This is a genomic window from Azospira sp. MPR-LB4, from assembly GCF_058809525.1.
In genome coordinates this window covers 3,233,626-3,248,635 of the sequence record NZ_CM179521.1, presented here as the reverse complement: position 1 = coordinate 3,248,635, position 15,010 = coordinate 3,233,626, and the positions used below count along the sequence as shown (strand labels likewise).

The 15,010-nt window shown below is 69.3% G+C and carries 12 protein-coding genes; all 12 read left to right on the top strand.

The genetic code is table 11. The annotated features are described in order from the left end of the window. Position 1 precedes the first annotated feature (1 nt). The 12 genes from cobN to AC3QLZ_RS15195 all read left to right on the top strand — a co-directional run bounded on the left by cobN (position 2) and on the right by AC3QLZ_RS15195 (position 14,850). A complete protein-coding gene (gene cobN / locus AC3QLZ_RS15250; protein ID WP_014236765.1) occupies positions 2–4,105 on the top strand; it encodes a cobaltochelatase subunit CobN in 4,104 nt (1,367 codons plus the stop codon). 1 nt (position 4,106) lies between these two features. After that, positions 4,107–4,379, top strand: a complete 273-nt coding sequence (locus AC3QLZ_RS15245) for a hypothetical protein (RefSeq protein ID WP_014236764.1) — start codon at positions 4,107–4,109, stop codon at positions 4,377–4,379. 24 nt (positions 4,380–4,403) lie between these two features. Continuing rightward, positions 4,404–5,021, top strand: coding sequence for a 30S ribosomal protein S4 (gene rpsD / locus AC3QLZ_RS15240; protein ID WP_014236763.1), 618 nt, complete (start codon positions 4,404–4,406; stop codon positions 5,019–5,021). A 50-nt stretch (positions 5,022–5,071) separates the two neighbouring features. Then, positions 5,072–5,563, top strand: a complete 492-nt coding sequence (locus AC3QLZ_RS15235) for a MotA/TolQ/ExbB proton channel family protein (protein WP_014236762.1) — start codon at positions 5,072–5,074, stop codon at positions 5,561–5,563. A 79-nt stretch (positions 5,564–5,642) separates the two neighbouring features. Then, the gene (locus tag AC3QLZ_RS15230) at positions 5,643–5,969 is read left to right on the top strand and encodes a DUF2149 domain-containing protein (protein ID WP_014236761.1); all 327 of its coding nucleotides are present in this window, start codon (positions 5,643–5,645) and stop codon (positions 5,967–5,969) included. Between the two features lie 4 nt (positions 5,970–5,973). After that, the gene (locus AC3QLZ_RS15225; protein ID WP_014236760.1) at positions 5,974–6,693 is read left to right on the top strand and encodes an EAL domain-containing protein; all 720 of its coding nucleotides are present in this window, start codon (positions 5,974–5,976) and stop codon (positions 6,691–6,693) included. A 1-nt stretch (position 6,694) separates the two neighbouring features. Beyond that, entirely contained in the window at positions 6,695–7,201 is a 507-nt protein-coding gene (locus AC3QLZ_RS15220; protein ID WP_014236759.1) for an RNA polymerase sigma factor, read from the top strand. Further along, positions 7,201–8,133, top strand: coding sequence for a FecR family protein (locus AC3QLZ_RS15215; RefSeq protein WP_014236758.1), 933 nt, complete (start codon positions 7,201–7,203; stop codon positions 8,131–8,133). The genes AC3QLZ_RS15220 and AC3QLZ_RS15215 overlap by 1 nt, the downstream gene beginning before the upstream one ends. Positions 8,134–8,211: 78 nt before the next feature. After that, the gene (locus AC3QLZ_RS15210) at positions 8,212–11,058 is read left to right on the top strand and encodes a TonB-dependent receptor (protein ID WP_014236757.1); all 2,847 of its coding nucleotides are present in this window, start codon (positions 8,212–8,214) and stop codon (positions 11,056–11,058) included. An 8-nt stretch (positions 11,059–11,066) separates the two neighbouring features. After that, entirely contained in the window at positions 11,067–12,176 is a 1,110-nt protein-coding gene (locus AC3QLZ_RS15205; RefSeq protein WP_014236756.1) for a cytochrome-c peroxidase, read from the top strand. Positions 12,177–12,204: 28 nt separating this feature from the next. Beyond that, on the top strand, positions 12,205–13,623 hold the full coding sequence (locus AC3QLZ_RS15200; protein ID WP_014236755.1) for a trypsin-like peptidase domain-containing protein: 1,419 nt from the start codon (positions 12,205–12,207) through the stop codon (positions 13,621–13,623). Between the two features lie 102 nt (positions 13,624–13,725). Further along, positions 13,726–14,850, top strand: coding sequence for an alpha-hydroxy acid oxidase (locus AC3QLZ_RS15195; RefSeq protein WP_014236754.1), 1,125 nt, complete (start codon positions 13,726–13,728; stop codon positions 14,848–14,850). Positions 14,851–15,010 lie beyond the last annotated feature (160 nt).

The window sequence follows — 15,010 nt, the reverse complement described above, 5'->3', positions numbered from 1 at the left end:
GATGATGCCCCTGCTCCGCGCCCTGCTGCTGCTCCTGCCGGCCCTGCTCCACGCCGCCGCAGTAGCGGCGGCCCCGGCTGCCGGGAACAGCGCCCAGGGCGCGGCGCAGGCCCCCGCCATCCTCTTCGTCAGCACCGCCCCCATCCAGCCCGGCAAGTTCCGCCTGCTGGCCGACCTGGCCGCCAGGCAGGGCCTGCGGCTGGAGTCCCGCTTCGCCGAGAAGCTGCCCACGGACGCGGATGCCCGCCTGTTCCAGGGCTACCGCGCCGTCTTTTTCGATGCCCCGCGGGACCACCTGCGGGACTTCGTCCAGGCCCGCCTGGTCACCGCCTTGCCCGGCCTCAAGGCGCCCCATCTGTGGCTGCACGAAGGCAAGCCCGCCTGGGCCGGCCTGCCCGAGCCCCTGGCCCGCCGCCTGCACGCCTACTACGTGAACGGCAGCCGGCCCAATTTCGACAATTTCTTCCGCACCCTGGCCGCCCACCTGGCGGGCCGCACCCTCCAGGGCATCCCGGAACCCATCGTCTTCCCCAAGAGCGCCGTCTATCACCCCCGGGCCCCCGGACTGGTGTTCGCCGACGCCGCCGCCTACCTGGCCTGGAAGGGCGTCGATACGGCCGGTGCGAAGCGCCCGCCGGTGGTGGCCATCGCCCTGCACCAGCAGTACATCGCCGCCGAGCAGACCGCCTTCATCAACGACCTCATCGAACGCATCGAGGCCGCCGGCGCCGTGGCCCTGCCCTTCTACAGCCCGGTCATGGACCCCATGGCGGTGCGCCGCCTGGTGCGGGTGGGGGAGCGCAACGTGGCCGACGCCCTCATCAACACCCAGATCATGCTCAACCCGGAAGGGCGGCGCAGCGAGTTTGCCGACCTGGGCATCCCGGTGGTCCAGGCCATGCCCTACCGCAAGGGCGACGCCGCCGACTGGGCTGCCGATCCCCAGGGCATCGCCCTCATGGACGTGCCCTTCTACCTGGCCCAGGCCGAGTACGCCGGCGTCACCGACATCCAGATCGCCGCCGCTACCCGCAAGCACGACGACCAGGTGGTGAGCATTCCCGCCCAGGCATCGGCAGTGGTGAACAAGGCCCTGAAGCTGGTGGCCCTGCAGCGCAAGGCCAACGCCGAGAAGAAGGTCGGCGTGCTGTTCTGGAACTACCCGCCGGGGGAAAAGAACCTCTCCGCCTCCTACCTCAACCTGCCCCGCAGCCTGGAAGCCACCCTGCAGGCCCTCAAGGCCGCCGGCTACCGCACCGAGGAAGTGGCGGAGAAGCCCCTCACCACCCTGCTGCAGCGCCTGCTGGCCCCCTATTACCGGGACGGCGAACTGCCGGGCCTGCTGCGGGACGACCTGGCCGAACGCCTGCCGGTGGCCGTCTACAAGCGCTGGCTGGCAACCCAGCCGGAAGCGGTGCGGCGCAGTCTGCAGGAACGCTGGGGCGAACCGGAAAAATCCGCCATGGTGCTGCGCCAGGACGGCCAGGCCTGGTTCATCGTGCCCCGCCTCAAGCTGGGCAATGTGGTGTTCATGCCCCAGCCGCCCCGGGGCGAAAAGTGGGAAGAGAAGGAAAAGGCCCTCTACCACTCCACCAAGGCCCTGCCCTCCCACTTCTACCTGGCCGCCTACCTGTGGCTGCGGGAACGCCAGGGCGAGGGTGACAAAAGCAGCGACAAGCGCGGCGCCAACGGCAGCGGCTTCGGCGCCGACGCCCTCGTCCACTACGGCACCCACGGCACCCAGGAATGGCTGCCGGGCAAGGAGCGGGGCCTGGCGGTGAGCGACGCACCCATGCTGGCGGTGGGCGACACCCCCGTGCTCTACCCCTACATCGTGGACAACATCGGCGAATCCCTCCAGGCCAAGCGCCGGGGCCGGGCCACCATCATCAGCCACCAGACCCCGCCCTTCGTCCCCGCCGGTCTGCACGAGGCCCTCACCCGCCTGCACGACACCCTGCACGCCTGGCTGGCCCAGGACGAAGGCGCGGTGAAGGAAAAGCTCAAGGCCGACCTGCTGGCCCAGGCGAAAAAAGAGCACATCGACAAGGACCTGGGCTGGGCTGGGTCCGACGGCGAGGCGCGTCTGCAGCAGGAATTCCCCGCCTTCGTCGAACAGCTGCACGACCACCTGCACGAACTGGCTCGCACCGCCCAGCCCCTGGGCCTGCACACCTTCGGTCGGGCGCCGGCGGAAGTGCATCGCCTGGGCACGGTGCTGCTGATGTTGGGCAAGCCCTTCTGGGAAGCCCACGCAGCCCCCGGCGAGGAAGCGGACGAGACCCTGGTGGGCGATTACCGCAAGCTCACCGAAGCTGCGCCCTACCGCCTGCTCAAGCGTTACCTGGTGGACCAGCCCCAGGCAACGCCCCCCGCCGCCCTGGCCGAAACCGTGGCCCAGGCCCGCCGCTGGTACGCCGACCTCGGCGCCGGCAACGAGCAGGCAGCCCTGTTGCAGGGCCTGGCCGGACGCTACATCCCCACCTCCTACGGCGGCGACCCGATGAAGAATCCGGAGGCCCTGCCCACCGGGCGCAACCTCTACGGCTTCGACCCGTCCCGCATCCCCACGCCCCAGGCCTGGGCCGCCGGCAAGGAAGCCCTGGAGGCCCTGCTGGCCGAGCACCGCAAGCAGACCGGCAAGCAGCCCGCCAAGCTCACCTTCTCCCTCTGGTCGGTGGAAACCATGCGCCACCAGGGCATCCTGGAAGCCCAGGCCCTGTGGGCCCTGGGGGTGGAGCCGGTGTGGGATTCCGGCGGCCGGGTCGGCGGCGTCAGGCTGGTCTCCCGGGAAGCCCTGGGCCGGCCCCGGGTGGATGTGGTGCTCTCCGCCACCGGCCTCTACCGGGACCATTTCCCCAACGCCATGAAGCAGCTGGTGGAAGCGGTGCGCCTGGCGGCCGAGGCCGAGGAGGCGGACAACCCGGTGGCCGCCAACGCCCGCCGCATCGCCGCCGATCTCGTCAAGCGGGGGGTGCCGGCGGAAGCCGCCAAGCGGGCCGGCCAGACCCGCCTCTTCTCCTCCGAGTCGGGCAAGTACGGCACCGGCCTGGACGACGCCGTGCTGGCCACGGACACCTGGAAAGGCAAGGCCGAGGGCGACCGCAAGCTGGCCCAGCTCTATCTTTCCCGCATGCAGTTCGGCTACGGCCCGGACGAGGCGGAATGGGGCCAGGCCGGCGCCAGGGACGGCAAGGGCAAGGCCCTGGCCGGCCTCAACCTCTACGCCGAGCAGCTGAAAGGCACCGAGGGCGCCGTGCTTTCCCGCTCCTCCAACCTCTACGGCATGCTCACCACGGACGATCCCTTCCAGTACCTGGGGGGCATCGCCCTGGCGGTGCGCCACCTGGACGGCAAGGCGCCCCAGCTCTACATCTCCAACCTGCGCCAAACCGGCAACGGCGGCGGCAAGGTGGAGGGCGCCGCCCAGTTCCTGGCCAAGGAACTGGCCACCCGCAATTTCCACCCGGGCTACATCCAGGGCCTGATGCAGGAAGGCTACGCCGGCACCCTGCAGGTGCTGGACAGCGTGAACAACTTCTGGGGCTGGAACGCCACCGCCCGGGAAGTGGTGCGGGACGACCAGTGGCAGGAGTTCGTGGACGTCTACGTGCGCGACAAGCACCGCCTGGGAGTGAAGGACTGGTTCGAGAAGGAAAACCCCCACGCCCTGGCCCAGACCATCGAACGCATGCTGGAAGCAGCCCGCCAGGGCTACTGGCAGGCCGATGCCGCCACCGTGGACGAACTCAAGCAGCGCTACCGGGAGCTGGCCGCCAAGCACGACGTGCGCACGGACAACGCCGCCTTCGCCAAGTTTGCCGGCTACGGCCTGCAGACCCCGGCCGCCGCCCCCGCACCGACCCGGCCGCAAAGCGCATCGCAGTTGGCCGAGACGCCTCCCCCGCCGGAGACGCCCGCCCCGCCTGTGATCCAGGGCATGCAGCTGGAAAAGATAGAAAACAAGCCCCTGCCAGCCATCCCGCCCCTGCTGGCCGCATCCCTCCTGCTTCTGCTGGCCGCCCTCGGCGGCGGCGCCTGGCAGGCCCGCCGCGAGCAGGGCCGCCGTCCCCTTTCCACCTCCACCCCTTCCAGGAGCCTCTGACATGTCCATGGATATTCCGGAAATGCCCGTCGACCTGCGGCTCGCCGCCGTGGTGCACCTGCTCTCCTCCTCCGCCCTGCGCGGCGCCACCCCCAACAAGACCGAGGCCCTGCGGGCCCATCTGCGGGGCCTGGCGGCCCAGGCCGACCTCAACCCCTACCTCAAGAGCGCCCTGCAGGAAGTGCTGCAGGGCTGGGAGGCGGTGGATTGCCACCCGGCCTCCACCCCCGTCGATTTCTACCCCCTGGTCGCCCCCGGCGCCGTCACCCACTAACCCCAAAGCAACAGGAGTTCTCCCATGTCCCGTCACACCGGCCCCCGTCTCAAGATCATGCGCGCCCTGGGCACCGAGCTGCCCGGCCTCTCCCGCAAGACCCGCGGCGAGCGCGAGCAGCCGCCGGGCCAGCACGGCGCCCGCAAGGTCGCCGGCCGCAAGTCCGAATTCGGCCTGCAGCTCATGGAAAAGCAGAAGCTGCGCTTCAACTACGGCGTCTCCGAAACCCAGCTGCGGCGCATCGTCAAGGACGCCCGCCGGGACCAGGGCGCCACCGGCCACAAGATCGTCGAACTGCTGGAGCGCCGCCTGGACAACCTGGTCTTCCGCGCCGGCCTGGCTCCCACCATCCCCGCCGCCCGCCAGCTGGTGAGCCACGGCCACATCGCCCTCAACGGCCGCCGCGCCACCATTCCCTCCATCCGGGTCAAGGCCGGCGACGCCTTCGGGCCGGTGGAAAAGAGCCGCAACCTGCTGGCCATCAAGGCCTCCCTGGCGGAGCCAGCCCTGGAGCGGCCCGAGTGGATCGCCTTTGAGGAAGCCAGCCTGACGGCCCGCCTCAGCCACCTGCCGGACGGCGACGCCGCCCCCTTCCCCCTGGACCTGCAACGGGTGGTCGAGTACTACGCCACCCGCCTGTAACCCCATGCCAAGCGCCGCCCCGGCGACCGGGGCGGCCCAGGAGCCTTTCCATGCAACAGCTCGTCGAAATGTCCATGTACCAGTTGGGGCAGATCTTTCTCTTCCCCACCCTGGCTCTGGTCTCCCTGCTTTTCCTCTACGCCTTCTGGCTGCTCGGCCATTTCGCCCTGCAGGCCTGGCAGCGCCGCAACGGCGGCGGCCGGCCCCTGCTGGCCCGCTTCCGCGAAGCGCCCAACCTCAACGGCGACGAGCTGGACGTGTACGCCCACACCCTGCTCGAGGCGCCGCGCATCGCCAGCCGGGTGACGCCCATGCTGGGCCTGGTGGCCACCATGATCCCCATGGGCCCGGCCTTGAAATCCCTTTCCGACGGCAACCTGGCCCAGGTCTCGGAAAACCTCATGGTGGCCTTCTCCGCCGTGATCCTGGCCCTCATCGCCGCCTCCATCACCTACTGGATCGTCAATGTGCGGCGCCGCTGGCTGGCAGAGGAATTGCTGGAAGTGGAAGCCCTGCGGCAGCGGGCGGGGAGTGCTGCATGAGCGCGAACGCACGGCCGACCGCAGGGAGCGCGCTCCCTCCCCCGGGGAGGATGTCGCTCCGCGACAGGAGGGCCCACCAATGAGCCTCAAGCTGCTGCACGAACCGGAGACCGAGGACCCCATCCTCTCGGTGGTGAACCTGATCGACATCTTCCTCGTCATCATCGCCGCCCTGCTCGTCACCGTGGCCCAGAACCCGGTGCTCAACCCCTTCTCCAAGCAGGACGTGACGGTCATCACCGACCCGGGCAAGCCCACCATGGAGATGGTGATCAAGAAGGGCGAGAAGATCGAACGCTACAAGGCCAGCGGCAACATCGGCCAGGGCGAGGGGGCCAAGGCCGGCGTCGCCTACCGCATGAAGGACGGTTCCATGGTGTACGTCCCCGAAGGGGAAGGCCAGTAGTCCGATGCACCCTCACACCCTGCTGGAATGCCTGCTCGCCCGCCGTTTTGCCGTCGAATACCAGCCCCTGGTCTGTCCCGCCAGCGGCGACAGCCTGGGCTGGGAGGCCCTGGCCCGCTTCAGCGCCGCCGACGGCACGCCCCTGCCGCCGGACCTGGTGTTCCAGGCCCTGCACCACGACCCCCTGCTGCTCTTCCACACCGAACTGGAGACCAAGCGCCTGCAGCTTTCCCTGGCGCCGCCTGAGGGCCTGCTGTTCGTCAACCTGGACCCGGACAGCTTCGCCGCCGGCCACGGCCCGGACGGACGCAACGCCTTCACCGAACTGTTCCTGCCGCACCGGCAGCGGCTGGTGGTGGAGGTGATCGAGAACCTGGACATGGGCGACGTGGCCCTCTCCCATCAACTGGTGGAGGAGCTGAAGGCCGACGGCGTCCTGCTGGCCATGGATGACCTGGCCGCCTCCCGGGGCCTCATTTCCTTCGCCGCCCTCAACGATTCCGCCTACCTCAAGTTCGACCGCTCCTGGCTGGCCGACTCGCTGGAACGGGAGCGGCGCACCGCCATCCTCTCCTGGACCCTGCCCGCCGCCCGCAGCCTGGGCGTGCGCACCGTGCTCGAGGGAGTGGAGACCGCCAACGACCTGAAGCTGGCCCGGCGCCTGGGTTTCGACCTGGTGCAGGGCTTCCTTTTCCGCGACCGCTTCCGTCGCGCCGAGGCCTGACATGCCCCCCAGCGATTCCCTGCTTTCCCGCATCTACCTGGAAAACTACCGGGAAATCGTGGATTTCCTCTCCCTGCGCACCGGCTGCCGCCATGCCGCCCAGGACTGCGCCCAGGATTGCTGGTTCAAGCTGTGCAAGGCCCGCCCGGCGGAAGCGGTGGACAACGGCCGCAGCTACGTCTTCCGCGTCGCCGCCAACATCGCCGTGGACTGGCACCGCAGCAACGGCCGGGAACTGCGCCTGCAGGCCGACTACGCCGCCAGCGGCGACCCCACGGCCACCAGCCCCGACACCCTGGAGACGGTGCAGCAGCGGCGCAACCTGGAGCGCCTGGAAGCCATCATCCGGGCCCTGCCCCCGCGCACCGTGGAGGTCTTCGTGCTCAACCGGCTGGAGGGCCTCACCTACACGGAAACGGCAAAGCGCCTGGGTATTTCAGCTTCCGCCGTGGAAAAGCACATCGCCCGGGTGCTGCTGCAATGTCTGCCCATCCTGGAGGAGATGTGATGCCGCGCCTGCCGCCCCCCCGCGCCCTGGAACAGGCCTCCCGCTGGATCGCCCGCCAGGGGGCCGACGACTACGATGCCGCAGCGGAGGCGGATTTCGCCGCCTGGTACGGCGCCGCGGCGGAAAACGCCCGGGCCTACGAGCAGATCCGCCGCCTCTGGGGCACCCTCGGCCAGGTGCAGCGGCAACGCCTGCAACCGCCCCGGGGGCGCCGCCACGCGGCGGCCGGCGCCGTCAGCCTGGCCCTGCTCCTGGGCAGCCTGCCCTGGCTGCCGGAATGGTGGCTCGCCGCCCGGTCCGACCACCTGGCGGAGCTGGGCGGCAACCGCCACATCGAGCTGGCCGACGGCTCCCGGGTGGTCCTGGAATCGGGCAGCGCCCTGCGCGTGCGCCTGGGCCAGGCAGGGCGGGAGGTGGAGCTGCTGCGGGGCCGGGCCCTCTTCGAAGTGGCGCGCCAGCCCCAGGGCGAAGGCTTCGCCCCCTTCTCCGTCGCCGTCGGCGAAACCCGGGCCACCGCCCTGGGCACCCGCTACCAGGTGGAAAAGCTGGCGGGGGAAACCGTGGTGACGGTGCTCGAAAGCCGGGTCGCCGTGCACTGCGGCGATTGCCAGGAAGGCCCGCGGGAGGCGGTGCTGGGGCCGGGGGACATGGCCCGGGTGGGCCCCGGCGGCCTGGAAACGGCCCGGGCCCCGGCCGGCGCCGATGCCTGGAGCGACGGCATGCTGGCCTTCGACCGCCAGCCCTTCGCCGTGGCCGCCGGCCAGCTGCAGCGCTACCTGCCCCAGAAGGTACTGCTGCTGAGCCAGGCGGCGCAGCAGCAACTGGTCTCGGGCACGGTGGACCCGGCCCGGCCCGAGGCCGCCCTCGGCCTGCTGGCCAGGGGCGCCGGCCTGCAGGTGACCCGCCTGCCGGGGCTGTTGCTGGTGCGATGAAAAAAATTCCGGCCCGGGGGTGGGGTGTACCGGGCCGGCAGACGTCCTACGGAAAAGAACCATTTTTCCGGAGTCATCATGCGCCCCCAGAATCCCCTCTCCTCCCCCGTGCCCCTGCCCCGCCTGCGACCCCTGGCCCTGGCCGTGGCCCTGTTCTCGCCCCTGGCCGCCCTGCCGCTGCAGGCGGCGGAGGCGCCGGCCGCCGGCGTCGCCGTGCGCCTCAACATTCCGGCCCAGGCCCTGGGACCGGCCCTGATCGAGCTGGGCCGCCAGACCCGCCTGCAGATCAGCTTCCCGCCGGCCCTGGTGGAAGGCCGCCGTTCCGCCGCCGTCAGCGGCAGCCTGCCACCCCTGCAGGCCCTGGAACGCCTGCTGGCCGGCACCCGCATCGGCTACCGCAGCACCGGCAACAACACGGTGCTGCTGGAGGCCCTGCCGGCACTGGCGCGGCCGGCGACGCCCATCCTCCCCGCCGCCCCTGCGGACCGTCATTTGCCTGAAGTGAAGGTGGTGGACCAGCGGGACCCCTTTCTCGGCGGCCGTACCATCGACGAGGAACTGATCCGCAGCTTCCCCGCCGGCAACGGCGACGCCACCAGCCTGCTGAAGATGCACCCCGGGGTGCAGTTCAGCGAGACCCGCATGCAGAGCAAGCGCCAGGGGGAAATCGCGCCCCAGGACATTTCCATCAACGGTGCCAAGTACTACCAGAACCTGTTCCAGGTGGACGGGGCTCGCATCAACAACGACATCGACCCCGGCTCCAACAATCCCAACCATTTCACGGACCCGCCCAGCGCCGCCCAGGGCATCGCCCTGGACACCAGCCTCATCTGCAAACTGCAGATCGCCGACAGCAACGTCTCGGCCCGCTACGGCGGCTTCAACGGCGGCGTAGTCAATGTGGAAACCTGCGACCCCAGCGCCGAGCTGAGCGGAGCCATGAGCGTGCAGTACACCAGCAGCAACTGGACCAAGCTGATCGTGGACGAACGGGATTACGAGGCCTTCCAGAATTCCAGCGAATACACGGCCCAGCCCCGTTTCCGCAAGGTTTTCTACAAGGGCAACGTCAGCGGCCGCATCAACGAGAGCTGGGGCGTCACTGCCGCCTTCAGCCGCCGCACCTCCGACATTCCCCTGCGGGCCTACAGCAGCAACGGCAGCACCACGGATGCGGCGGAGAAAACCCAGACCCGGCAGATCGACAACCTGTGGCTGAAGAACGTCATCAACATCTCGCCGGACACCCGGCTGCGGGTGACGGTGGTGGACGCCCCGGGAGAAGACAATTACTTCATCAAGAACCAGAAGGATTCCGGCTTCACCTTGACTTCCGGCGGCCAGCAGCTGCAGGCGGCCCTGGAGCATCGGATGAGTACCGGCAAGTGGTTCGTCCAGGCCGGCTATAGCAGTAGCGACAGCTCCCGCCGGGGTGAAACCGACTACATGAAGTCCTGGCGCCCCTCCGCCGCAAAGAACTGGAATCCGGCGCCCAATGCAACCACTGTGGTGGAAGGCGCCTGGGGCAATGTGGACCAGAGTTCCAAGGCCGCCTCCCTGCAGGCCCGCTTCGAATCCATCCCCTTGGCCCTGGGCCCCACAGCCCACCGCTTCATGGCCGGTGCCGAGTTCGAGACGGAGGAGGCCCGCTATACCCGCCTTAACAACCACTACTCCTACCTGCCGGCCAACGCCAAGAGCACGACCACCTGTGCCCTAGCCGGTGGTGGGACGGACAGCGACACCTGCTCCCTCTCCCCCTATTCCTACGTCAGTGGCGGAACCACCGTCAGCGGCCCTGGGCAGTATTTCAACAAACGGGATATTTATCGGGCAGGAGAGATATCTTTCTCCACCAAAAAATTTGGTTACTTCCTGGAGGACGACATCAGTTGGAAACGCCTGCGCACCCGCTTCGGCCTGCGCGGCGACTGGGACGACTACATGGACAAAGCCACCCTGGCGCCCCGTTTCTCCCTCAACCTGGACGTGCTGGGGAATAACCGCACCAACGTCATCCTGGGCCAAAACCGCTATTACGGCCGCTCCTTTTACGCCTATCGTCTGAAAGAAGGCCGGGAAGCCTTGAAGATCACCGAGTCCCGCACCATTACCGCCGGTAAGATCACCGACTGGGTATATAGCGCGCCCAACAGCGCCGCTGCCAACCGCTTCAACGAAATCAATATTCCCTTCGACGACGAGCAGATGCTGGGCCTCTCCCAGCGCTTCGATGGCTGGCTGGCGGAACTGAAGTTCATCCATCGGGAAGGCAAGGACCAGGTTACCCTGCGCACCATCAAGGATATGGTCACCAACAAAAACTATTACAGCTATACCAACGACGGCCGTACCGAAACCGACATCACTACCCTGACCCTGCGCTCCACCGTGCCCTGGAAGCTAGCCGCCACCACCCATCAATGGGAGCTGGGCTTAGACATCACGGAAAACAAGCGTTCCCACACCGACATCAGCGAGAGCGCCATCAGCCAGAGCAACTTCGACAAGTACATCGTCTACAACGGCCAGCTGATTCACTATCTCGACCGCCCCGCCAACAACTTCAACCGGCCCAAGACCCTGCGCCTGACCACCCTTTCCAGCATCCCGGCCTGGAACCTGACCATCACCAACTTCTTCCGCCTCAAGAGCGGCTACAAGGCGGTGGTGGATACCGGCACCACCCAGACCATCAACGGCGAAACCTATGACGTATGGAAAACCAAGCAGTACCCGGGCTCCCTCAGCTGGGACATGAACATCGGCTGGAGCAAGAAGGTCAGCGGCACCCAGAGCATCTTCGCCAACCTGCGCATCGACAACGTGCTCAACCGCTCCATGCAGCTGGAGCCGGTCAACAACATCCCCCAGTACGAAACCGGCCGCCAGTTCTGGCTGGAACTGGGTTACCGCTTCTGAGGCCCGCCATGAACGTCACACCACTTTCCAAGACCCTCCTCCTCACCCTGCTGCTGGCGGCCGGCCCAGCCCTGGCCGCCGCCCCCGATATCGCCTGCCGCAGCAATGGCAGCTGGGACAACGCCTGCCTGCGCCGGCTCTACCAGGGTGCCCCCGGCACCTGGCCCAAGCCCCAGGTGGATGCGGGCGTGACCTGGCAGGAAATGGCGCCGGTGCCCGCCGTGGCGCCCGCCGCAAGCCCCCGCCAGGCCGCCCGGGTGGCCCTGGGCCGGGCCCTCTTCTTCGACCCCCACCTCTCCGCCAAGGGCCAGGTTTCCTGCGCTTCCTGCCACCAGCCGGAAAAATCCTTCACCGACGGCAAGCCCCTGGCCGTGGGCGAGGACCAGCTCATGGGCCGCCGCCGCACCCCGCCCCTCTTCGCCGCCCCCTTCGCCGCCAAGCTGTTCTGGGACGGCCGGGTGGACAGCCTGGAAGCCCAGGTGCTCGGCCCCATCGCCAACCCGGTGGAGATGAACCACCCCATCGCCGCCGCCGTGGCCAGGGTCAACGGCCTGGAGGAACACCGCAGCCTGATCCAGGCCGCCTTCGCCGCCCCCGCCCTGGATGAGGCCCAGCTGGCCTGGGCCCTGGCCGACTTCGTGCGTAGCCTGCGCCCGCCGGCCACGGCCTTCGACCGTTTCCTGGCCGGGCGCAGGAACGCCCTTTCCGACAAGGAGTTGCAGGGCCTGCACCTGTTCCGCACCCAGGCCCGCTGCATGAACTGCCACAACGGCCCCCTGCTCACCGACCACGGTTTCCACCACATCGGCCTCTCCTACTACGGCCGCCGCAACCAGGACCTGGGCCGCTTCGAAGTGACCCGGGAGAAGGCCGACCTAGGTGCCTTCCGCACCCCCAGCCTGCGGGGCGTGGCCCAGGCCGGGCCGTGGATGCACAACGGCGTCTTCCCCGACCTGAAGGGTCTGCTGCGCATGTACGGCAACGCCATGGGCAACCCCACGGCCAAGGCCGTGGCCGCCGGCGACCCCTACGCCCCGCCCCTGTCGCCCCTGATCCGCAAGCTGGAACTGAACGAGGCCGACGTGGAGGCCCTGGCCGCCTTCCTGCAGACCCTTTAAGCTGCCCTACCCCGCCAGGAACACCGTCATGACCCACACCTCCCCCCTCCGCCACGCCCTCTGGCTGGCCTTCTTCACCATGGCATCCGCCGCCGCCAATGGGGACACCGCCCTTACGCCGGGCCAGCCCCAGATCACCGCCCCGAGCCCCTCCCCGGGCACGGCCGGCCAGGGCAGCCTGGCCATGCGGGTTGCCGAGCGGCTGCCCTCCGTGGTGCAGATCCGCGTCCGCCGCAGCGAGGGTGTTGCCGCCGTCGCCGCCGCCAACACCGCGCCGGGCCTGCCGGTGCCGGACGGCACCGGCTCCGGTTTCGTCTTCGACGCCCAGGGCCATCTCCTGACCAACGCCCATGTGGTGCGCCGCGCCCGGCAGATCCTGGTGATCGCCCCCAACGGCCAGGAGGTGGAGGCCAAGGTGGTGGGCAGCGACGACACCACCGACATCGCCGTGCTCAAGACCACCGCCCCCCTGGCGCCGCCGGTGCCCCTGGGCAGCAGCAAGGAGCTGCGCCCCGGCGACCCGGTCTTCGCCGTCGGCTCGCCCTTCGGCCTGGCCCACAGCGTCAGCGCCGGCATCGTCAGCGCCAGCGGGCGCTTCCTGCCGAGCAATCCCCACGTGGCCTTCCTGCAAACGGATGCGGCCATCAACCCGGGCAATTCGGGCGGCCCCCTGTTCGACGCCGAGGGCCGGCTGGTGGGCATCAATTCCATGTCCTTCTCCCGCTCCGGCGGCTATACCAACATCGGCTTCGCCATCCCGGTGGAAGAGGCCCGGCGGGTGGCCGCCATCCTCATCCGGGACGGCCAGGTGAAGCGGGGCTGGCTCGGCGCCGAGCTGCAGGCGACGGAAACGGCGGCCCGGGCCCTGGGCCGGCAGCGGGGCGTGCTGGTGACCCGGGTCCATGCCGACACCCCGGCGGAAAAGGCCGGGCTGCAGGCCGGCGACCTGGTCATCGGCATCGCCGGTCGCCCTCTGGCCGACGGCGGCGACCTGCACCGCTTCCTCGCCGCGGCGGCCCCCGGCGACCGGCTGGAACTGGAACTGTGGCGCCAGCAGCAGTCCTGCAGCGTGCGGGTGGTCCTGGGGGAAAAGCGGGAAGTGCCGCGCCCCGCCACCAACCTGGCCGCCTACGACCCGGCCCGCAGCCTGGGCCTGGTGCTGCAGGAACTGCCGGCCAAGGGCGGCCTGCGCATCCTCGCCGTCCAGGGCATCGCCGAGCAGAACGGGCTGGACCCGGGAGACGAGATCGACAGCCTGGACGGCCAGCCGGTGAAGGAAATCCACGATCTCAACCTGGCCCTGGGCCGCATCCCCAACCGGGAGATGGGCCTCCTCGGCATCCGCCGCCAGGGCCGGGCCCTGGTGCTGCCCCTGGGGCCCCGGCCCCAGGTGGGCACCACCAGCACGACCGCCCCCGGCCAGCCCCGCAGCACCACCGACGACTGAGCCGGCGCCACCGCTGCCTCCGCCCCGACCCGGGCGCGGTGGCAGCGGCAGCGCCGATTTGCCGGTAAAGTTTGCCCTATCGCCTCTCGCCCCCATTCCGCCATGGCCTTCAACGCCCCCCTGCTGGAACGCATCCCCCGGGAAATCGCCGCCGTCGGCGATTACGAGCCCTATGCCCGCCGCCGCCTCGACGACAACGCCTGGACCTACCTGCACAGCGGTTCCGCCGACGAGCTGACCTTCCGCTGGAACAAGGAGGCCTTCGACCGCCTGCGCCTCAACGGCCGGGTCCTGGCCGACGTGCGGGGCGGCCACACCCGGCTGGAACTGTTCGGCCAGCGTTACGAGCATCCCCTCTTCCTCGCTCCGGTGGCACACCAGAAGCTGTTCCATCCCGAAGGGGAACTGGCCACCGTGCTCGGCGCCGGCGCCCTGCAGGCGGGCATGGTGGTATCCACCCTGGCCAGCACGCCCCTGGAGGACATTGCCGCCCAGGCCGAGGCGCCCCTGTGGTTCCAGCTCTACTTCCAGCCGGACCGGGACTTCACCCGCCAGCTGGTGCAGCGGGCCGAGGCCGCCGGCTACCAGGCCCTGGTGGTGACGGTGGACGTGCCCATCTTCGGCCTGCGCAACCGGGAGCAGCGCATCGGCTTCCACCTGCCCGCCGGCATCGACCCGGCCAACCTGCGGGGCATGGCGGCGCCGGCCCAGCCCGCCCTGCATCCGGGCCAGAGCATCGTCTTCGACGGCATCATGGCTGCGGCCCCCACCTGGGAGGACATCGCCTGGGTCCGCTCCCTGACCCGCCTGCCGCTGATCCTCAAAGGCATCACCCACCCGGGAGACGCCCGCCAAGCGGCCGACCTGGGGGTGGATGGCCTGATCGTCTCCAACCACGGGGGCCGCAGCCTGGACACCCTGCCGGCCAGCATCGAGGCTTTGCCGGCGGTGGTGCAGGCCGTGGCGGGCCGTCTGCCGGTGCTCCTGGACGGGGGCATCCGCCGCGGCAGCGACGTGGTCAAGGCCCTGGCCCTGGGCGCCGCGGCCGTGCTCCTGGGCCGGCCCTGGGTCTACGGCCTGGCGGCGGCCGGCCCCCTGGGCGTGGCCCACACCCTGAAGCTGCTGCGGGAGGAATTGGAGGTGACCATGGCCATGGCCGGCTGCACCACCCTGGCCGACATCAACGCCGACCTGTTGTTTTCACACCACACCTGGATGCAACCTTGATCCAGGTTGAAATCCATTGAAAATCAAGGCATCGCCGCCTGCTATCCGCGCGAAACCCCTGATCTGGCAAGCCTTTCCGGCCTGCCTACGGTTTGACCATTACAAATGAAAACAATTATCATTGGCTTCATTACGAGATTTAACGATCCCGGATAGCCAG

Excerpts from the sequence above, each read along its gene's own strand:
- cobN (WP_014236765.1), top strand. The coding sequence starts at position 2 with ATGATGCCCCTGCTCCGCGCCCTGCTGCTGCTCCTGCCGGCCCTGCTC.
- AC3QLZ_RS15245 (WP_014236764.1), top strand. The coding sequence starts at position 4,107 with ATGTCCATGGATATTCCGGAAATGCCCGTCGACCTGCGGCTCGCCGCC.
- rpsD (WP_014236763.1), top strand. The coding sequence starts at position 4,404 with ATGTCCCGTCACACCGGCCCCCGTCTCAAGATCATGCGCGCCCTGGGC.
- AC3QLZ_RS15235 (WP_014236762.1), top strand. The coding sequence starts at position 5,072 with ATGCAACAGCTCGTCGAAATGTCCATGTACCAGTTGGGGCAGATCTTT.
- AC3QLZ_RS15230 (WP_014236761.1), top strand. The coding sequence starts at position 5,643 with ATGAGCCTCAAGCTGCTGCACGAACCGGAGACCGAGGACCCCATCCTC.
- AC3QLZ_RS15225 (WP_014236760.1), top strand. The coding sequence starts at position 5,974 with ATGCACCCTCACACCCTGCTGGAATGCCTGCTCGCCCGCCGTTTTGCC.
- AC3QLZ_RS15220 (WP_014236759.1), top strand. The coding sequence starts at position 6,695 with ATGCCCCCCAGCGATTCCCTGCTTTCCCGCATCTACCTGGAAAACTAC.
- AC3QLZ_RS15215 (WP_014236758.1), top strand. The coding sequence starts at position 7,201 with ATGCCGCGCCTGCCGCCCCCCCGCGCCCTGGAACAGGCCTCCCGCTGG.
- AC3QLZ_RS15210 (WP_014236757.1), top strand. The coding sequence starts at position 8,212 with ATGCGCCCCCAGAATCCCCTCTCCTCCCCCGTGCCCCTGCCCCGCCTG.
- AC3QLZ_RS15205 (WP_014236756.1), top strand. The coding sequence starts at position 11,067 with ATGAACGTCACACCACTTTCCAAGACCCTCCTCCTCACCCTGCTGCTG.
- AC3QLZ_RS15200 (WP_014236755.1), top strand. The coding sequence starts at position 12,205 with ATGACCCACACCTCCCCCCTCCGCCACGCCCTCTGGCTGGCCTTCTTC.
- AC3QLZ_RS15195 (WP_014236754.1), top strand. The coding sequence starts at position 13,726 with ATGGCCTTCAACGCCCCCCTGCTGGAACGCATCCCCCGGGAAATCGCC.